Here is a 20,518-nt window from a genome sequence, read left to right on the forward strand (position 1 = left end):
TCACGCGATCCCGAAACCGCCGTCGATGGGTAGGATATGCCCCGTTACGGCATTTGAAAGCGGCGAGGCCAGGAACAGCGCGCCGTCGGCGACATCGTCCTCGGTGGCCACGCGATTGAGCGGCGCCTGCGCCGCAAGCTGGGCTTCGGCTTCCGCCTCCGAAGGTCCGCCCTTGCCGGCCCGATATCTGAGCCGCTCGCGCATGGCTTCGGAGAGGACAGGCCCGGGCGCCAGGGCGTTGACGCGGATATTGTGGGCACCAAGCTCCAGCGCCGCGCAGCGAACGAGACCCAGCAGCGCGTGCTTCGAGCTCGTATAGGCGCCCTGCAGCGCCGCGCCCTTCAGTGAGTTGATCGACGCGGTGACGACGATGGCGCCGCCCTTGTCCTTCATCAGCGGCACGGCATGCTTGAGCGTCGCGGCGACGCCGCGCACATTGATCGCGAACACGCGATCCCACTCTTCCAGGTCGAGGCCGTCGCTGTGGCGCCAGACGGGAACGATCCCCGCATTGGCGACGACGATATTCAGTTGCCCGCCATCGCCAGCGACCTGCTCGAACGCGGCCCTGATCTCCTCTTCGTTGGCGACATCGACCGGTCGTCCCGAGTATCCGTCCGGCAGGGTCGCACCATCGAGTACATTGGCGAGGTCGAAGACCTGGCCGGTCGCGCCATGTTCGCTCAGGCGAGCCGCGATCGCCCGGCCGATGCCGCGGCCGCCACCGGTGATCACCGCCCGCCTACCCTTTAGAATGTTTTTCATGCGCTCCTCCTCGCCATGATGCGGTGCCGGCAGGGCCATGGGGCCCGCCTTTCCGCTCTCTCCCGACCGGGCTCGGGGACGACCCGCCCCCGGCCCTCATTCAAGCTGCGCCTCAGAACGCATGCGGATAGTGCTCGCGGGCATACTCCTCGGAGATATAGCCGTCGCGCAGATCGGCCTTCACGCGCTCGACGTCGCGTTCGGCCGCCGGCCCGTAGCCACCTCCGCCCCCGGTGCGCAGCGTGAACAGCGAGCCGGCCGGAATGGGAAGCCGGGTTACCTTGGAGAAGTCGACCTTGCGTCCGTCGGGGTATTCGAGCGACGCGCCGTTCGCGCGCGCTTCGCCACCGCCGGCCAGACCCCAAGGGGCGTGCCGCGAGCGCTCGATGGCCGAGGTCATGTTGATCTTCTCGGTGAAGCGGAAGGCGAAGTCGATGCCCGGACCGCCGCGATACCGGCCCGGCCCGCTTGAATCCTGCGCCAGTTCCATGCGTTCGGTGATCCAGGGGTCGCGCTGCTCCCACACCTCGAGCGGCGTGAACCGCGTTGCCGATTCCGAGATGTGCAGCATCGTACCGCCATCGCCGCCGTCCCACGCACCCTGCCCGACCGGATGCGGTGCCCCGTCGGCCCAGGGCTCGCCCGTCCCTTCGCGCCAGCCTGAATAGGAAATGCCCAGAATACAGCCGCCGCTCGACGCGGGCACGGCGGACGGCACCGCCTTGGCGACGGCATTGTAGATGACCTCGATCGCCTGCAGGGCCGGCCAGCCGTAAAGGTAGCACGGCGACGGCGGCAACGGATGGAACAGCGTGCCCGGCCGCGTGATCACCCTGAGCGCCCTGAACATGCCCTCGTTCGGCGGCTCGCCGAAGCCGGCGAGCATCGAAATCGCGACACGGCTCGCCGAGAGCGTCGAGGGGACCGGGCAGTTGATCGGCCCGCCCTGCGCCGGCGGCGCGTTCGAATAGTCGAGCGTGACCTCCGATCCGTTGACGGTCAGCGTGACCTCGAACGGGATTTCGTCGTCATCGACGCCGTTGTTGTCGAGCACGCCCTGGCCCGTATAGGTGCCGTCGGGGATCGACTCGAAATATTTGCGCACGACCCGCTCACCGTGATTGTACATCTCCTCGACGCACGGCCAGAACACGTCAGGTCCGAAACGCTCGAAGACCTGCTTGAGGGCGATACCCCCGGCTCGCACGGCGACGATGGTGGCGTTCATGTCGCCTTCCACCATTTTCGGGATGCGCGAATTGGCCAGAACGAGTCGGTAGATGTCGCGGACGATCTCGCCGCGCGCGCAGAGCTTGACGCCCGGGAAGACCGTGCCCTCCTGATAGACGTCGACCGTGTCGGTGCAGTAGACGTCCTTGGCGCCGATATCGAGCCAGTGGCCCTTGATCGCGGTGTAGCCGATCAAGCCGACCGACTCGTCGAACACCGGCATGACCATCGCCACGTCCTGCGGATGCGAGCCGGTGCCGTAAGGCCAGTTGTAGAGAAGCACGTCGCCCGGTTCGAGTGCCTCGACGCCGCCGACATTGTCGACGGCCTCGCGGATGCAGAAGTCCAGCGTGCCCATGAACATCGGCAGGCTCGGAGCCTGTGCAAGAAGCCGGATGTCCTTGTCGTAGATCGCCACCGCGAAATCGAGCACCTCGTAGATGACCGGCGAGAATGCGGTGCGCATCAGCGCCTGCTTCATCTGGTTCGCCGCAGAGTTCAGCGCATGCCGCACCACCTCGGTGGTGATCGGATCGGCGTCGGTCTGCTTGCCGATGCCCTGCGCGGCTTCGTGGATGACCTTGTCCTGCGTTTTCATATCAATCCTGCCCTTGCGAGATGACCAGTTCGCCCTTGTCGCCCGTGCGGACGTGCCAGCCTTCATCGACATAAAGCGTCGCCGTGCTTTCGGTGATGATGACCGGCCCGTCGATGGGCTGGCGAATGGAGGTGCGGTCGACCACGTCGAACTCCATGAAGTCCCGACGCTTGAACGAATAGGCCTGCCACGTCGCTTTCGGTTGCGGCTGCACGGCAGGCGCGGCGTGTTCGCGTCGCGGCAGCGGAATCCGGTTGGTGGCGCGGGCGGCGACGATCTCCACCGGGAATTCCATCGTGCTCCCGAAGGTGCGCAGATAGTCTTGCTCGAACAGGGTCCGGATATCGGCGGCCGAAACGGCCAGTCTCCGGTCGCGCAACGGGATCTGGATGGTCGGCCCGTGTTCCTGGCCGACATAGCGCAGGTCAAGGCTGGCCTCGCTAACCAGCGAGGGATCGGAAATCTCGCCGCGCCGGTCCAGTTCCTCGAACAGTTCCCCGAGAACATCGTTGATCTGTTCGATGCTGTCCTCGCCGAGCGGCATGATGCGGGTCTGCGCAGCCGTCTGCACCATGTCGGCGCCAAGTAGCCCCCAGGCCGAGAAGTTGCCCGCCAGCGGCGGCACCACGATCGACCGGATCTGCAACTCGTCGGCCAACAGGATCGCGAACATCGGCCCGGCGCCGCCGAACGGCAGCAGGGTCATGGTTCTGGGATCAAGCCCCTGTTCGACAGTGATCTCGCGCATCGCATTGGCCATGCTCGATGTGGCGATCCGCATGATGCCGACCGCCGTTGCCAGCACGTCCTGGCCGATCTGCTCGGCGACATTGCCGATCGCTCTTTCGGCCGCGTCGAAATCGAGCCGGATGCCGGAGGCGAGCTTGCCCGGGCCGAGCATGCCAAGATAGGCGGCCGCGTCGGTGGTCGCCGGCTCGGTGCCGCCCTTGCCGTAACAGGCTGGCCCAGGTACGGCGCCGGCACTGCGCGGGCCGACCCGCAGCAGGCCGCCAATGTCCCTGTAGGCGATCGAACCGCCCCCCGAGCCGATCGAGCGCACGTCGACCCAAGGCGTCTGCACCGGCATGCCGGCCACCTCGCCCTCGAACAGGACCTTGGCGGCTCCATCCATGATCAGCGCCGTATCGAAGCTGGTGCCACCGACATCGGCGGTGATCAGCGACCGGATCTGAAGCGATTCGGCGATCTCGCTGCCGCCCTGGGCTCCGCCGACCGGCCCCGACATGATCGTCTCGAAGGGCCGGTCGCCGGCCTCGGCGAAGGTCATCGAGCCCGACCCGGATCGCGTGATCAGGCACCGCCCCTTGAAGCCAAGCTCGGCAAGGCCGGCCTCGAGGCGCTGCAGATAACTCGACATGCGTCGGCGCACGAAGGCATCGATCGCCGTCGTCGAGAAGCGCTCATACTCGCGATATTCGCGCGAAACCTTGTGCGAGAGCGAAATGTCGCCGGTCCAGCCATGCTCCCGCAGCAGTTCGGCCATCCGAAGCTCGTGGGCCGGATTCGCATAGGCGTTCATGAAGCAGACCGCGATGCTGTCGACGCCCTCGGCCTGGAACGCTTCCACGTGGACGGCGACCGCACCCGCGTCGAGCGGCTTGTGCTCGGACCCGTCGAAAAGGATCCGCCCCTCGACCTCGCGCCGCAGATGACGCGGCACCAGCGGAGCTGGCTGCTCCCAGAACAAATTGTACATCTCGGCCCGATCGCCACGTCGAATCTCGAGGACGTCGCGGAATCCCTTCGTGCAGATCATGCCGACCTTGGCGCCCCGGCGTTCGAGCAGCGCGTTCAGTCCGACCGTGGTGCCGTGCAGGAAATACGCCGCGCTTGCGATCACCTTGCTTGGCACGAATTCGCGAATCGCCCTGATCACGCCCTCTTCCGGCGCCTCGGGTACGGTCGGAACCTTGCCCTCCCTGGTTTCGCCGGTCTGTTCATCGAAGAACACCAGGTCGGTGAACGTCCCACCGATATCGACCCCGATACGTGTTGCCATTGCCAGAACTCCGTTTGCGCGCAGCGCCTGCCGGGCCCCCGGCACCGACAGGCTGCGTTCGGTGCGTGTTTATGTGAGTGGCCGGATAGCGTGTCAAGGAATTGTTCGTATGAGATATCAAAGTTCGTATAATGACACATTTGCTCTCTCATTCTAGTATACGGAAGGCGACTGAGCGGCACCCTGCCTGACCTCGCAATCTGTCTAACTACTTGCAAAAAGGCGATCTTTGACACGGAGGTCGGCTTGCAATCGCGTGAAGCCGCCTGCGCCGGCGCAGATTCCACCGACGGAAACGGGGCTTGCAAATTCGTGCATTGGGTGTTTGTCTAGCGAACAGACTTTCATCATGTGAACGCAATATCGGCGGGCGGAACGGGGTTTGGACACGGAAATGAGGCTCGAAAAGACCGGCGCCGTCCGGATCGGATTCGACATTGGCGGCACCTTCACCGACTTCGTGCTCGACGGCGCCGATGCAGGCACGGTGCGCCTGCACAAGAACCTGACCTCCTATCCCAACCCGTCCGACGCAGCGCTCGAAGGCCTCACGGAACTGCTGCGAAAGGCGAACCTCGAATTCGCCGATGTCGACGAGATCCTGCACGGCACGACGCTGGTGACCAATGCCCTGGTCGAGCGCAAGGGCGCCCATCTCGGCCTGCTCACGACGGCCGGCTTCCGCGACACGATCGAGGCCGGGCGCGAACAGCGCTACGACATCTACGATCTGTTCCTGACCTTCCCCGAACCGATCGTTCCCCGGCAGTTCCGACTCGAGATCGACGAACGGCTCGATCGCGACGGCAACGTCGTGGTTCCCGCCGGCGACGACCAGATCCGCGCGCAACTGGGCCGTCTACGCGCGGCCGGTGTCGAGGCCGTCGCCGTCTGCTTCCTGCATTCCTACCGCAATCCCGATCATGAGCGGCGCGTGGGTGAGATCGCGCGGGCCGAGTTCCCCGAACTGTTCGTATCGCTCTCCAGCGAGGTCGTTGCGGAGATGTGGGAATACCAGCGGATGGTCACCACATGCGCCAATGCATATGTGATGCCGCTGATCGACCGCCATCTCGTCTCGCTCGATCGCGAGTTGCGCGCGCGCGGCTTTCGCGGCGAACTGCGCATGATGCATTCGGCCGGTGGACTGATGACCGCCGAGGCGGCACGGTCCAATCCGGTCCGGCTGCTCGAATCCGGTCCCGCCGGCGGAGGTCTTGCCTCGGCCATGTTCGGCGGCAAATGCGACCGGGGCGATCTCATCTCGTTCGACATGGGCGGCACCACCGCCAAGGCCTGCCTGATCGAGAATGGCGAAGTTGCCATCGCGACCGAACTCGAGGCGGCCCGCGTCAACCGCTTCACCAAGGGGTCGGGCCTGCCGATCCGCACGCCCGTCATCGATCTCATCGAGATCGGGGCCGGCGGCGGCTCGATCGCCGAGGTCGATCGGGTCGGCCTGCTGAAGGTCGGGCCGCGCTCGGCCGGTTCGGTTCCGGGTCCAGCCTGCTACGGCAAGGGCGGCACCGAACCCACGGTCACTGACGCCAACCTGCTGCTTGGCTACTACGATCCGACCTTCTTCCTGGGCGGCCGGATGCCGATCGACATCGACGCCGCCCGGCGCGCCATGCAGGGTCTGGCAGACGCGCTCGGCCTGAGCGTCGAGGAAGCGGCGGCCGGCATCCACGATCTGGTCGTCGAGAACATGGCCGCTGCGGCGCGCGTTCACATCGTCGAGAAGGGCAAGGACCCGCGCAGCTTCGCGATGATCGCCTTCGGCGGCGCCGGTCCCGCCCACGCGGTCGACGTTGCCCGCGTGCTCGGCGTACGCGAGGTTATCGTGCCGCCGGCATCGGGCGCGGCCTCGGCACTTGGCTTTCTCGCCGCTGCGCCGAGCTTCGAGACCGTTCGCTCGCTGAGGGTGGAGGTGCGCCCGGCGACCGACTTCGCCGAGGCCAACGCGATCCTGCGCGATCTCCAGGCTGCAAGTGCCGAGCAGGTCGCAGCGCTCGGCGTACCGTCCGGCGAGATCACGGCAACGCGGTTTGCCGACATGCGCCTGATCGGACAGATGCACGAGGTGACGGTCGAACTGCCGGCCGGCCCGCTTGGCCCGGCGATGCTGTCCGAACTCGTTGCGCGTTTCGAGGCGGACTACACGCGCCAGTTTTCGGCGATGCCTGAAGGCGTTCGTCCCGAGATCACCAATCTGCGCGTGCGCTGTTCGGCCCGCGTGCCCGATCTCGAAGCACGCCCCCATGTCGACCGGGAGACGGGCGAGGCCCGCAAGGGCACGCGCCGGGCCTGGTTCGGCGACGGCTATGTGGAGACGACCGTCTTCGATCGCTACGCGCTCGTCCCCGGCGACACGATATCCGGACCGGCGATCATTGAGGAAACCGAATCGACGACCATCGTGCCGCCTGGCTGCACCGTCGGCATCGACCAGGATCTGAGTCTGCGGATCGAGGTCTCCGTCGACACCAGCAAGGACCTCGGTCTCGGTGATGATCCCGGCGAGGAAGCGATCATCGCGCGTCTGGAGTCCGATCCGGTGACGCTGGAGATCATGTGGAGCCGCCTCGTCTCGGTGACCGAGGAGATGTGGCACACCGTCTGCCGGACGGCCTTCTCGCTGGTGATCTCCGAGGCGCAGGACTTCGCTTGCGATCTGCTCGACCTCAATGGCGATACGCTCGCCCATTCGCCGCGCGCAATGCCGGTATTCAACCTGACGCTCCCGCGCGCGGTCAAGGCGCTTCTGAAGGCCTACCCCATCGAAACGCTTCAGCCCGGCGACGTTCTGATCACGAACGATCCCTGGCTGTGCGCCGGCCATCTGTTCGATATCGCCGTCGTCACGCCGATCTTCCACAAGGGGCGGGTCGTCGCGCTTTCGGGCACGGTCGGCAACGTCAACGACATTGGCGGCACGCGCGACTGGCTTTCGGCCCGCGAGGTCTACGAGGAAGGCTTCCAGATACCGCCGATGAAGCTGTACGAAGCGGGCCGCCCCAACCGCACGCTGTTCAGCCTCCTGGAGAAGAACGTCCGCACGGCCGATCAGGTGCTCGGCGATCTGGCCGCCCTCGTCGCCGCCAACGAGATCGGCGCGCAACGGCTTGCCAGCTTCATGGCAGATTACGGCCTTGACGATATCGGCCCGCTCGCAAGGCTGATCCAGCACAAGTCCGAGACGGCCATGCGCAGCGCCATTGCGGCCCTGCCCGACGGCGTCTACCGGTCGGAATCGTGGAACAACCCGTTCGGAACGCCGATGCGCCTCCCGGTCACGCTGGAAGTGGCCGGCGACGAAATCCGCGTCGACTTCGAAGGCGCGCCGCCGCAGCTTGCCAAGGGCGGCATCAACTGCACGCTCAGCTACACGGCGGCGCACGGAGCCTATCCGATCAAGTGCATGCTCACACCGGAGGTACGGTCCAACGCCGGCTGCTACCGGCCGATCTCCATCGATGCGCCGGAAGGCTCGATTCTGAACGCGCGCTATCCCGCCTCGGTCAATCTCAGAACGCGCACCGGCTGGTATATCGCCCCGGCGATCTTCTCGGCGCTCGCTCCGGCCGCGCCTGATCGCGTGCTCGCGCCGACCGGCCTGCCCTTCACCTCCAACATCTATGGCGACACGGCCGACGGCGGCACCTATGCCGACGTCCTGTTCGCCGGCGGCGGACAAGGCGCCTCGGCCAGGGGTGACGGCAAGAGCGGCCTTCTCTGGCCGACCTCGGCATCGAACACGTCGATCGAACTGTTTGAATCACGGGTGCCGATCCTGGTTCTGGAGAAGTCTTTCATCGCCGATTCAGGCGGACCGGGACGTCACCGGGGCGGTCTCGGCCAGCGCATGCGCTTCCGGCGCCTCGACGGCTCCGGCGGCCCCATGCTGAGCACGCTTTATCCCGAAGGCGTGACCAACCCCGCCGGCGGCCTGTTCGGCGGCGGCGCCTGCATTCCGGCGTCGGCCCGGATCCATTCACTGGACGGCGCCGTGCTGCGCGATTGCGAAACGGGCGCGCTGGTCGAAATCGAAACCGACGAGGAGATCTTCCACGTCGTCGTGGCGGGCGGCGCCGGATATGGTGATCCGTCCGAGCGGAGCCCCGAGATGATCGAAGCCGATCTGGAAGCAGGGCTCGTCACCACCGAAGGCGCCGAACGCGACTATGGCTACCGCGCCGAACCCGGTGCGGAAAGCCGGACGGCGGAGGCGGCATCTCGATGACCGGTCCCGCACATCATCCATACCGCCCCGTAAGGGCTCTCGCTCAGCAATCGTGGAGGAGAATCTCATGCTGAAACTCGACAGACGCCAACTGATGGTCGGCACCATGGCCGCAACGGCCGCCGCCGCGCTGCCCGGAGTGGCCATGGCCCAGCAGGGCAAGACCCTGGTGATCGGCAACCAAGGCGCGCAGACCCATTTCGACCCACACGCCGGTCAGGACTATCCGACCTCGGTGCTGATGCGGAACCTCTACGATTCACTCGTCGATGCCGTTGGCGCGCCGCCGCAGATCGTGCCGCGCGTGGCGACCGACTGGACGATTTCCGAGGACGGTCTCGTCTACACCTTCAACCTCAACCCCGAAGCGCACTTCCACGACGGAAGCCCGATCACGGCCGAGGCGGTGAAATACTCCTTCGACCGCATCCAGGCGATCGGACGCGGCAACAACTGGATGATCGAGGGCGTCGTCGGGCCCGACACGATCGAAGTGGTCGACGATCACACGGTCGTCTTCACCCTGATGGAGCCGTTCGCGGCCTTCCTGCAGGTCCTGCCGTGGATTTCGATCGTCAACCCGGCAATCATCGAGGCCAACGCCGGCGACGATATGGGCCAGACCTATCTGCTCAACAACACGGCCGGTTCCGGACCGTTCACCGTCGGTCGCTACGAGCCCGAGAGCGTCATCGTGTTCAACCGCGACCCGGACGGCTGGCGTGAGGGCGGCGGCAACGCTGACACCATTGTCTGGCGTTATGTACGCGAGAACACCAACCAGCGGCTGATGCTCCAGCGCGGCGAGATCCATATGGCCGTCGACCTGACGAGCGACGACATGAAGGCGCTCGAAGGCATGCGGGGCGTCAAGACCGTCATCGAGCCCGGTGACCGGACCTTCTCCATGAAGATGAACACCGAGGTCGGCCCGACCGCGGACGTGAATCTGCGCAAGGCGATCTCTTACGCCTTCGATTATGACGAGATGCTGCGCGTCGCCGGCTATGCCGACCTGATGCAGGGCCCGCTGCCCTCGAACCTGTTCGGACACGACAGCGATCTGGAAGTGCCGCGCCGCGACCTCGAAAAGGCGCGCGAATATCTGGCCAAGAGCGCCTATCCGGACGGCGGCATCACGCTCGACGCGGTCTATGTGACCGGCCTCGAACAGGTTCGCCTGTGGCTGCTGGTGCTGCTCGACAGCCTGCGCGACATCAACATCGACCTCAACATCATCCCCGCGACTTGGCCCGACATGCTGCGGATGGCCGAAAGCCCCGAGAGCTTCCCGGACATCTTCACCGTCTATCTGGCGATGGGTTATGCCGACCCCGACGTGATCGCGTTTGCCGGCTATCACTCGAGCCGCAACGGCGGCTGGCAGAACCCGGTCTACAACAACCCCGAGGTGGACTCGCTGATCGAGCAGGCCCGTTTCGAGCCCGATACCGAACGCCGGCTCGAACTCTACGAGGAACTGCAGGGCAGGATCGTCGACGACGCACCCGACATCTTCGGCGTGGTCGAGCGGTCCAAGGTCGGCCTTCGCGACAACGTGGAAGGCTTCGTCTTCACCCCCATCATCGTGCAGGCGGTGGACTTCTTCCCGCTGTCCCTGACCGACTGACCGCGAGCTGAGCGACAATGCTTCGATACGCCCTTTTCCGTATCGCACTGATGGTGCCGTTACTGATCGGGCTGTCATTGCTCGTGTTCCTGATCGGGCGGGTCCTGCCGGGTGATCCGGTGGGGCTCGCCGCAGGGCCCTATGCCAGTCAGGAAGAACGCCAGGCGATCGCGGCCGAATACGGCCTCGATCAGCCGCTTCCGATTCAGTACTGGAACTACGTCACCGGCGTGCTGGAGGGCGACTTCGGACGATCGCTGATGACGCGACGGCCGGTGGCCGGCGATCTGGCGAACTATCTGCCGGCGACGCTGGAACTGGTCTTCTTCGCGCTGCTGCTAGCAATCGTCATCGGCATTCCGCTCGGTCTGATCGCCGGCGTCAAGCGCAATGGCAAGACCGATGTGGCGATCGCCGCCGGCTCGGTTTCGGCCATGTCCATGCCGCCCTTCTTTCTGGGGCTGGTGCTGCAGCTCGTCTTTGGCATGATGCTGTCATGGCTGCCGCTCAGTGGGCGCCTGCCGTTCACGGTGACCCCGCCACCCGGCGTCACCGGCCTTTATACGATCGACAGCCTGATCGCCGGCGACTTCACCGCATTCCGGTATTCGTTGCTGCATCTCATCCTGCCGGCCGTGACGATGGCGCTCGCGCCGATCGCGACGATTTCGCGGATCATGCGCGCTTCGACCATCGAGGTGCTGCAGAAGGATTATGTCCAGACCGAACGCGCGCTCGGCCTGCCTTCCTCGCTGATCCTGTTCAAATACGTCTCCAAGAACGCGGCGTCGGCGACGCTGACACTGATCGGCCTTTATGTGGGATGGCTCTTGGGCAGCACCGTGCTCGTCGAAAAGGTGTTCGACTGGCCGGGCATCGGCCTTTACGCGACCAACGCAATCCTCAACCAAGACTTCAATCCCGTACTGGCGGTCACATTGGCGATCGGCGTGATCTTCATCTTCGCCAACCTGATCGTCGACATGCTGTACGGCGTGCTCAATCCAAGGGTCAGCCACAGGAAATGACGCAAGCCGCTGAAACCTCTGTCGACACCGCCCCCAAGCGCTCCTCGCGGCGCACCAACTGGGCCCGCGGCTTCTATCGGTTCCGGCAGAATCCGCTGTCCGTGGCCGGGCTGATCGGGGTCGTGTGCCTGCTGTTCATCGCCGCGTTCGGGCCGCAGCTTGCCCCCTACCCCGAACATCTGGCGGGGGAGATCAACGTGGCCGACCGTTTCCAGCCGCCCTCGGCCGAGTTCTGGTTCGGCACCAACGAAGTCGGCCAGGACGTGTTCTCGCTGGTCCTCGCCGGCGCCCAGGTGTCGCTGCTGAGCGGTATCGCCGTGATCATCCTCGCCACGCTGATCGGCACGGTGATCGGCGTGATCGCAGGCTATTTCGGCTCCTGGCTCGACGAAATCCTGATGCGCTTCACGGATCTCATCCTGACGCTTCCCGGACTGATCCTCGCCATGGCGATCGCCGCCGGGCTCGGGCCGAGCATCCCCAACATGATCCTGGCGCTTGCCCTGGCATGGTGGCCCGGCTTCGCCCGCATGGCGCGCGGCGAAGTTCTTTCCACCAACGCCGAACTCTACGTCACCGCGGCTCGGGCGCAGGGCGCTGGCAACATGCGCATCCTCACACGCCATATCCTGCCGAACATCACTTCGCCGGTGATCGTGAAGATGTCGCTCGATGTCGGCTTTGCCATCATCGCGGTGGCCTCGCTCGGCTTCATCGGCATCGGCGTCCGGCCGCCGACGCCCGAGTGGGGCGTGATGCTGTCGGTGTCGCGCACCAATCTCCCGCACTACTGGTGGACCGCCATCTTTCCCGGCTTCGCCATCTTCCTGTCGGTGCTGAGCTTCAACTTCCTCGGCGACGGCCTGCGCGACGTGTTCGATCCGAGGGCGCGCCGATGAGCCTTCTGCAGATCAAGGACCTGCGCCTGACCATGCGCAGCTTCGAGGGCGAGAACCTGGTGCTCGACGGTGTCGGCCTCGATGTGGAGAAGAACGCCATTTCCGGGATCGTCGGCGAGACCGGCTCGGGCAAGTCGCTGACCGGCCTTTCCGTCTCCCGCCTGGTGCCGACCCCGCCGGGCCGGTATCTGGGCGGCACGATCCGTTTCGATGGTCAGGACCTGATGCGCGCCTCCGAAGAGGAGATGCGGCGGCTGCGCGGCCGCCAGATCGGCATGATCTTCCAGGACCCCACCACCAACCTCAACCCGGCGTTCCGCATCAGCACGCAGATGATCGACATCGCGCTGAACGTCGCCCGGACCGACCCCGGCCTGATCGGCGTATCGGCGCGCGCTTCAAGAGCCGAAAGAAGACGCGCGGCGCGGCGGCGCTGCGTCGAACTGCTTGGTCTGGTCGGCATTCCGGAGCCGGACAGCCGGATCGACGCCTATCCGCACACCTATTCGGGAGGCATGCGCCAGCGCGTCCTGATCGCCATGGCGCTGATCGGGCAGCCGCGGCTTCTGATCGCTGACGAACCGACCACCGCGCTCGACGTCTCCGTTCAGGCGCAGGTTCTGGAACTGATGAGCTCGTTCGTCCGCGACCGCGACCTGACGATCATGTTCATCACCCACAATATCGGCGTGGTTGCGCAGATCTGCACCGATGTCTCGGTGATGAACACCGGACGGATCGTCGAGAGCGGCGATGTCCATTCCGTGCTCAAGAACCCGCAACACGGCTACACGCGCGAACTGCTCGGGGCGGTGATGACGAAGGACACGCCCCGGCCCGAGCGCCGCAAGGTCCTTGCTGGGAGTGTTCCATCATGACCGTGCTCCAGGTGCAGAATCTGACCAAGAGCTACTCCGTGCCGGGCGACTATTTCGGTCGCGGCGGCGAGACGATCACCGCGCTCGACGATGTCAGCTTCGAGGTTCGGCGCGGCGAGACCGTCGGCATCGTCGGAGAGTCCGGCTCAGGCAAGTCCACGCTCTCGCGCATCATCCTGGGCCTCGAACAGCCCGACGCCGGCCGGATCGTCTTTGACGGCGTCGACCTTGCGACCCTGTCGCGGCGCGAGCTTCGCGCCATCCGCGCGCGCATTCAGGTCGTCTTCCAGGATCCGTACGCGTCGCTCAACCCGCGTATGTCGGTGCATGACCTGATTGCCGAACCCATGGAGGTCCACCGCGACACGATGGGGATCAGCCGCAGGGCGATCACCGACCGGGTCGCCGAGCTGCTGACGCTCGTGCAGATGCAGGAAGACCACATGCACCGCTATCCGCACGAATTCTCAGGCGGCCAGCGCCAGCGCATCGGCATCGCGCGTGCGCTGGCGTGCAAGCCCGAACTGATCGTGCTCGACGAGCCGACCTCGGCGCTCGACGTTTCAGTTCAGGCCCAGGTGCTCGAACTGCTCATCGGGCTGCAGGACGAACTCGGCCTGACCTATCTTTTCATCAGCCACGACCTCGCCGTAGTCCGTTACCTGTGCGAGTCAGCCATTCTCGTCCGCAAGGGCAGGCTGATCGAGAGCGCGCCCATCGAGCAGCTCTTCACGACCCCGCAAAGCGACTATGCCCGCACGCTGATCGGCGCCATGCCGGACATTGATCCCGACAAGTCGCCCTACCGAACCTGACACCGCAAACCATTGGAGAAGATGAGTGCCGAACGAGAAGCCCGTATGGGACATCGTCGATCAGAAGAAGCCCGCCTTCATCGAGCTGAGCGACCGGGTCTGGGACAATCCCGAACTCCAGTACCGGGAACATGCCTGCGTCGGCATGCATCGGCAGATGCTGGAGGCGGAGGGCTTCAGGATCGTCGACCGACTGGCGGGGATCGAGACCGCCGTCATGGGAGAGGCCGGCGAAGGCGGCCCGGTCATCGCGATCCTCGGCGAGTTTGACGCGCTGCCCGGCCTCAGCCAGGTCGCGGGCCTGGACGAACAGAAACCGGTCGAACCGGGCGGCAACGGTCATGGCTGCGGGCACAACCTGCTCGGCGCCGGCGCACTTCTGGCCGCGTCCGCGGTCAAGGATTTCCTCGCCGCCAACAACCTGCCCGGCCGCATTCGCTACTACGGCTGCCCGGCCGAGGAAGGCGGCGCGGCCAAGACCTTCATGACCCGCGATGGCGTTTTCGATGACGTCGACATCGCGCTGTCCTGGCATCCGACGGCGTTCAGCGGGATCATTCCGCCGCTGACCCTGGCCGTGACCATGATGGATTTTCACTTCACGGGACGCGCGGCGCATGCGGCGGTCTCGCCGCATCTTGGCCGCAGCGCGCTCGACGCGGTCGAACTGATGAGCGTCGGCGTCAACTATCTGCGCGAGCACGTACCGCAGGATTGTCGCATCCACTATGCCCTGCTCGACAGCGGTGGGATGGCGCCCAACGTGGTGCAGGCGCAGGCCCGCGTGCGCTATTCGATCCGGGCGCTCACGACCCCGGACATGCAGGCGCTGGTCGAGCGCGTGAAGGCCGTCGCCGAGGGCGCCGCCACCATGACTGGCACCAGTGTCGAGTGCAACGTCGTCACCGCAATGTCCGAAGTGCTCGACAATTCGCCCCTTTATGCCCTGCTGCACAGGAACATGATGGAACTCGGCCCCACGCCCTTCGACGACGAGGACCGCGACTTCGCCCGCCGCATGCAGGCCACCATGACCGCCGACGATATCGAGGCGGCACATCTGGCCGCCGGCGTGCCACGCTCGGACGCGCCGTTGTGCGATACGATCGTTCCGCTCGAAACGCGCGGCGTCCCGATGCTGGGCTCGACCGATCTGGGCGATGTGAGCTGGGTCGTTCCCTTCGCCCAGGCAGGATCGGCCACCTATGCGATCGGTACGCCGGGCCATAGCTGGCAATTGACCGCCCAGGGCAAGTCACCGGCCGCGCACAAGGGCATGGTGCACGTCGCCAAAGCGCTTGCCGGCACTGCGCTCGATCTGTTCGCTGACGACGATCTGATCGAGACGGCCAAGCGCGACCTGAGCGAACGCCTCGCCAAAGCGCCCTACAAGTCTCCCCTGCCCGAGGGCCTCCAACCACAGGTGCCCGCATGACGATCATGACCACCACGAGCGCCGACGTGGCGCCCCTCTTCAAACCGTTCGGCGTGCGCGACCTGACCGTGAAGAATCGCTTCGTGATGGCGCCGATGACGCGATCACGCTCCCCGCGCGGCGTGCCGACCCAGGAAGTCGTCGACTATTATCGCCGCCGTGCCCAATCCGAGGTCGGGCTCATCCTGACCGAGGGCACGGTCATCGACAGGCCGTCCTCCAAGAACGACCCGAACGTGCCGCACTTCCACGGAACCGAGGCGCTTGCGGCCTGGCAAGAAGTGGCCGACGCCGTCCATGCCGCAGGCGGCCGGATCGCCCCGCAAATCTGGCATGTCGGACCGCGCCGCGATCACCGGGTGGAATGGACCCCGCCCGGGCCGGTCGACACCGCGTCGGGCCTCGTCGACTTCGACAGCCCCCGGCTTCCGCCGATGGACGAAAACGCCATTGCCGACACGATCGCCGCGTTCGGCGCGGCCGCGAACGAAGCCGTCAGGCTGGGGTTCGATGCGGTCGAGATTCACGGCGCGCATGGCTATCTGATCGATGACTTCTTCTGGCACGTATCCAACCTCAGGTCCGACCGCTGGGGCGGCGCGACGGTGCGCGAGCGCGCCCGCTTCGGAGCCGAGGTCGTGGCGGCCGTGCGGCGGGTCATGCCCGAGGGCATGCCGCTGATCTTCCGCCTGTCGCAGTGGAAGGGCGTCGACTACGACGCGCGCGTCGCGCAAACCCCGCAGGAGATGGCCGAGTGGCTGGAACCACTGGCCGAGGCCGGGGTCGACATCTTCCATTGTTCGCAGAGGCGATTTTGGGAGGCCGCATTCGACCAGTCCGATCTCAACCTCGCCGGCTGGGCCAAGAAGGTCTCCGGCCTACCGACGATCACCGTCGGTTCGGTCGGCCTTTCGGGGGAGTTCATCGCCGGCGTCAATGGCGAGCGCTCCGAGCCGCGCGGTCTCGACGAACTGATGCGCCGTTTCGATCGCGGCGACTTCGATCTCGTCGCGGTCGGCCGGGCCTTGCTCGCAGACCCCGAATGGGTGAAGAAAATCCGGCACCGTCAGTTCGATCAACTAAGGGCGTTCGATCCGCAAGTGCTGAAGAGCTATTATTGATGGGGCGGCCTTGGTCCGGGCTTTGGGTTCATGACCTTGGCGAAGAGACGATGAGGGGTAGCGACAGCATGGATATTCTTGCCGCGTTGAGACAAACGACTTGCAAGCGGCCTGCGCGCAGATCGCCGAACGGACGCGCGTGCGGGGCCTTCGACAAGGGCCGGCCTGCCGGAACGCTGTTCGAGTCGGCACCGACATGCCGCGACTGCCGCTATGCGGGCCGGAGCATCCGGTCATGAGCCAGGATCATCTTTCCACCTTCGCGCGTGGGCTGGACGTCATTCGCGTCTTCACCCATCACAAGCCCCGCCTTACCCTCAGCGAGGTCGCAGCGGAGACGGGTCTGACCCGCGCGACCGCACGACGCTTCCTGCTGACGCTGGTCAAGGAGGGCTATGTAGGCGTCGAGGGGCGCTATTTCAGCCTCCTGCCCAAGGTCTTCGATCTGGGCTTTTCGGTGTTCGTTTCGATGGACATCTGGGATGTCGCAAAGCCCATCATCGACGAACTGGCCGAAGAACTTCAGGAGTCGGTCAATGCAGCGATCCTCGACAATGATGCCGTGATCTATCTGGCAAGGGCCCAGCCGAACCGCATGGTGTCGGTCGGCATCAGGGTCGGCCACCGCATGCCGGCCTATGCCGGCTCGACCGGGCGCATCCTGCTGGCCGCACTCTCCGAACAGGATCTGCGCGAATATCTCGAGAACACCACCCTCACTGCCATCACCCCGGCGACCATCACCTCCAAGGTTCGGCTGCGCGACGAAATCGAACAGGCCCGCAAGCAGGGCTACGCCTATGTCGAGGATGAACTTGAAATCGGCCTTCGGTCGATCTCGGTGCCGATCCGCAACCTCGACAGCGACGTCGTCGCCGCGCTGAACATCGGTTGCCCGTCCGGAAGGGTCGATGAGGAAACCATGCGCGGGCCGATGCTGACCGCCCTGCGCGAGGCATCGCAGCGGATCACCGACAGCCTTCGCGGGTGAAGGCGGCGCCCTTCGGGCGAGCAGGACATCAACGGCTGATCACTTGCATCTTTGCCGGCGCTGCGCCATCTGGCGCTCATGAGTGAAACGCTCGCCACCGCCCCGCCTGAACGCGACATGATCGCCGGCCTGTTTCACGCCGCGCCCGGCTCGCCGCCGGTCGAATGGCGCATCGCCGACGGGCTGACCGATTACGAAGAGGCGCTCGAGGCCATGCAGGCGCGCGCCGAGGCGATCAGGGCGGGCACGGCGAACGAACTGGTCTGGCTGGTCGAACACCCCCCGCTCTATACGGCCGGCACCAGCGCCGACCCCGCCGACCTGACGGACCCGGACCGGTTCCCGGTCTACGAGACAGGGCGCGGCGGCCAGTACACCTATCACGGGCCCGGCCAGCGCGTGGCCTATGTCATGGTCGACCTCAAGCGCCGACGCCAGGACGTGCGCGCCTTCGTCGCCGCGCTCGAGGCGTGGATCATCGGCACGCTCGACCGGTTCAACGTGCATGGCGAGCGGCGCGAGGATCGCGTCGGCGTCTGGGTCCGGCGGCCCGAACGGGCCGGCTCCGCGCCGGGCGTCGTCGCCGAGGACAAGATCGCCGCGATCGGCATCCGCCTGCGCAAATGGGTCTCGTTCCACGGCGTTTCGATCAATGTCGAGCCGGATCTGAGCCATTATGGGGGCATCGTGCCCTGCGGCGTGTCGGACCATGGCGTGACCAGCCTCGTCGATCTCGGCCTGCCGGTCACGATGGCCGATCTCGATGTCGCGCTGAAGGCCGAGTTCGAGACGGTCTTCGGGCCGGTCGTCTGATCCCTACTCGAACTCCAGGATCACCGCGTCCACCGCGAGGCTGTCGCCGACCTCGGCGTGGATGACAGAGATCGTGCCGTCGCGCTCGGCGCGCAGGACGTTCTCCATCTTCATCGCCTCGATGACCGCGAGCGTCTGGCCGGCCTGCACGGTCTGTCCGACCTCGACGGCCAGCGAAACCACCAGCCCGGGCATCGGGCAGAGAAGCTGCCTGGACGTATCGGCGACGGCCTTTTCCGGCATCAGCCCCTCGAGGCGCGCCACATGCGGCTGCATGACATGGGCGATGACCTGATGACCGCGCCAGTCGATGCGAACGCCGTTCGTCTCCGGCCTGATCTGCGCGACCACGGCCTGCCCGTCGACGGTGCCGGTCCACAGCACGTCGCCGAGCCTGAAACCGGTTTCGACGAAGACCGGTTGGCCCTCCTCCAGCGTCACCGACATCGACCAGCGCTCGCCCGGACGCGGCTCGGCCACGCGCATGTCGAAATAGTCGCCGCCGAGCTTGACGACCCAGTCTTCGCCCAGCCGGCCCGAATGCGGCGCGATCCGCCCGGCGTGGCGGTCGAGCCTGTCCTTGCGGATCAGTTCGACCGACAGCGCGATGGCCGCCAGCGTCTGCCGCGCCTCCTCGTTCGGCTCGGCCGATGCGAAACCGTCCGGATACTCCTCGGCGATGAAATTGGTCGTCAGGCGCCCGTCGCGCCATCGCGGATGCGCCATCAGCGAGGACAGGAAGGGGATGTTGTGGGCGATGCCGTCGATCACGAAAGCGTCGAGCGCGTCACCCATCGCATCGATGGCCGCCGCGCGCGTCGGCGCCCAGATGCACAGCTTGGCGATCATCGGATCGTAGAACATGGAAATCTCGGCGCCCGCGAACACGCCGGTGTCGTTGCGCACGGCCAGATCGTCCTTGCGCAGTTCCGCCGGCGGCCGATAGCGCGTCAGCCGGCCGATCGAGGGCAGGAAGCCGCGCACCGGATCCTCGGCATAGACGCGGCTTTCGATCGCCCAGCCATCGAGCTCGATGTCCTCCTGCCGGAAGGCCAGCTTCTCTCCGGCCGCCACACGGATCATCTGCTCGACCAGATCGAGGCCGGTGACGAGTTCGGTCACCGGATGCTCGACCTGCAGTCTTGTGTTCATTTCGAGGAAGTAGAAATTTCGGTCCTTGTCGACGATGAACTCGACCGTGCCGGCGCTCTGATAGTCGACCGCCCTTGCCAGCGCGACGGCCTGCTCGCCCATCGCCGCGCGGGTTTCCTCGTCAAGGAACGGTGATGGCGCCTCCTCGATCACCTTCTGGTTGCGACGCTGGATCGAGCATTCGCGCTCGCCCAGATGGATGCAGTTGCCATGTGCGTCGGCGAGCACCTGGATCTCGATGTGCCGCGGCTGCTCGACGAACTTCTCGATGAAGATGCGGTCGTCGCCGAAGCTGGAGGCGGCTTCGGACTTCGAGCGTTCGAACCCGTCGCGCGCCTCCGCCTCGTTCCAGGCGATGCGCATGCCCTTGCCGCCGCCGCCGGCCGAGGCCTTGATCATCACCGGAAAGCCGATCTGGCCGGCGATGGTGGCGGCTTCGTCAGCGTCGGCGATCAGGCCCATATGGCCCGGTACGGTGGAGACGCCCGCCTCGGCCGCGATCTTCTTGGACGTGATCTTGTCGCCCATCGCCTCGATGGCACGCGGCTTGGGACCGATGAAGACGATGCCTTCCGCTTCCAGCGCCTGACAGAAGGCAGCCCGTTCGGAAAGAAACCCGTAGCCGGGATGAACCGCCTGCGCGCCGGTCTGCCGGGCCGCCTCGATGATCGCATCGATCACCAGATAGCTTTCCGAGGCCGCGGGCGGGCCGATCCGCACCGCTTCGTCCGCCATCTCGACATGCAGCGCGTCCACATCGGCATCCGAATGCACCGCGACGGTCGCGATCCCCAGGCGTTTGGCCGTCTTGATGATCCGGCAGGCGATCTCGCCGCGATTGGCAATCAGGATCTTGTCGAACATGCCCCGCCTTTGTCCCGCTCTTGTTCTGGTCAGCCG

14 protein-coding genes are annotated in these 20,518 nt (G+C 65.7%); 10 read left to right on the plus strand and 4 right to left on the minus strand.

From position 1 onward, the window contains the following. From E0E05_RS09990 to E0E05_RS10000, 3 genes are all read right to left on the minus strand, one after another. Complete coding sequence (locus tag E0E05_RS09990; RefSeq protein ID WP_158629335.1) at window positions 1-765, minus strand: SDR family oxidoreductase; 765 nt, start codon at window positions 763-765, stop codon at window positions 1-3. 112 nt (window positions 766-877) lie between these two features. Further along, window positions 878-2,593: a hydantoinase B/oxoprolinase family protein gene (locus E0E05_RS09995; RefSeq protein ID WP_131616578.1), complete on the minus strand. Its 1,716-nt coding sequence runs from the start codon at window positions 2,591-2,593 to the stop codon at window positions 878-880. A gap of 1 nt (window position 2,594) precedes the next feature. After that, on the minus strand, window positions 2,595-4,613 hold the full coding sequence (locus tag E0E05_RS10000) for a hydantoinase/oxoprolinase family protein (protein WP_131616579.1): 2,019 nt from the start codon (window positions 4,611-4,613) through the stop codon (window positions 2,595-2,597). Between the two features lie 382 nt (window positions 4,614-4,995). Between E0E05_RS10000 and E0E05_RS10005 the strand changes: the two genes are divergently transcribed. The 10 genes from E0E05_RS10005 (at window position 4,996) to lipB (ending at window position 18,466) form a co-directional block, all read left to right on the plus strand. Continuing rightward, complete coding sequence (locus E0E05_RS10005; protein ID WP_244597670.1) at window positions 4,996-8,856, plus strand: hydantoinase B/oxoprolinase family protein; 3,861 nt, start codon at window positions 4,996-4,998, stop codon at window positions 8,854-8,856. 67 nt (window positions 8,857-8,923) lie between these two features. Further along, window positions 8,924-10,486, plus strand: coding sequence for an ABC transporter substrate-binding protein (locus tag E0E05_RS10010; RefSeq protein WP_131616581.1), 1,563 nt, complete (start codon window positions 8,924-8,926; stop codon window positions 10,484-10,486). Between the two features lie 17 nt (window positions 10,487-10,503). Continuing rightward, window positions 10,504-11,514, plus strand: a complete 1,011-nt coding sequence (locus E0E05_RS10015; protein ID WP_131616582.1) for an ABC transporter permease — start codon at window positions 10,504-10,506, stop codon at window positions 11,512-11,514. After that, a complete protein-coding gene (locus E0E05_RS10020) occupies window positions 11,511-12,413 on the plus strand; it encodes an ABC transporter permease (RefSeq protein WP_131616583.1) in 903 nt (300 codons plus the stop codon). Before E0E05_RS10015 ends, E0E05_RS10020 begins: the two co-directional genes overlap by 4 nt. Beyond that, the gene (locus E0E05_RS10025) at window positions 12,410-13,291 is read left to right on the plus strand and encodes an ABC transporter ATP-binding protein (RefSeq protein ID WP_131616584.1); all 882 of its coding nucleotides are present in this window, start codon (window positions 12,410-12,412) and stop codon (window positions 13,289-13,291) included. Before E0E05_RS10020 ends, E0E05_RS10025 begins: the two co-directional genes overlap by 4 nt. Beyond that, window positions 13,288-14,106 (plus strand): ATP-binding cassette domain-containing protein, encoded by an 819-nt coding sequence (locus E0E05_RS10030; protein ID WP_131616585.1) that lies wholly within the window; start codon window positions 13,288-13,290, stop codon window positions 14,104-14,106. The genes E0E05_RS10025 and E0E05_RS10030 overlap by 4 nt, the downstream gene beginning before the upstream one ends. Window positions 14,107-14,131: 25 nt before the next feature. Next, complete coding sequence (locus tag E0E05_RS10035; RefSeq protein ID WP_131616586.1) at window positions 14,132-15,541, plus strand: amidohydrolase; 1,410 nt, start codon at window positions 14,132-14,134, stop codon at window positions 15,539-15,541. After that, window positions 15,538-16,662, plus strand: a complete 1,125-nt coding sequence (locus E0E05_RS10040; RefSeq protein ID WP_244597672.1) for an NADH:flavin oxidoreductase — start codon at window positions 15,538-15,540, stop codon at window positions 16,660-16,662. Before E0E05_RS10035 ends, E0E05_RS10040 begins: the two co-directional genes overlap by 4 nt. Window positions 16,663-16,897: 235 nt before the next feature. Further along, a complete protein-coding gene (locus E0E05_RS10045) occupies window positions 16,898-17,653 on the plus strand; it encodes an IclR family transcriptional regulator domain-containing protein (protein ID WP_210215697.1) in 756 nt (251 codons plus the stop codon). Window positions 17,654-17,770: 117 nt separating this feature from the next. Then, window positions 17,771-18,466, plus strand: coding sequence for a lipoyl(octanoyl) transferase LipB (gene lipB, locus E0E05_RS10050; protein WP_244598066.1), 696 nt, complete (start codon window positions 17,771-17,773; stop codon window positions 18,464-18,466). Window positions 18,467-18,469: 3 nt separating this feature from the next. Here the strand turns inward: lipB and E0E05_RS10055 are convergent, their stop codons facing one another. Continuing rightward, window positions 18,470-20,482 carry an acetyl-CoA carboxylase biotin carboxylase subunit gene (locus E0E05_RS10055; RefSeq protein ID WP_131616589.1) on the minus strand — a complete coding sequence of 671 codons (2,013 nt, stop codon included), beginning with the start codon at window positions 20,480-20,482 and terminating at the stop codon, window positions 18,470-18,472. Window positions 20,483-20,518: the final 36 nt, after the last annotated feature.

The organism is Roseitalea porphyridii (assembly GCF_004331955.1).
GTDB classification, from domain to species: Bacteria; Pseudomonadota; Alphaproteobacteria; order Rhizobiales; family Rhizobiaceae; genus Roseitalea; species Roseitalea porphyridii.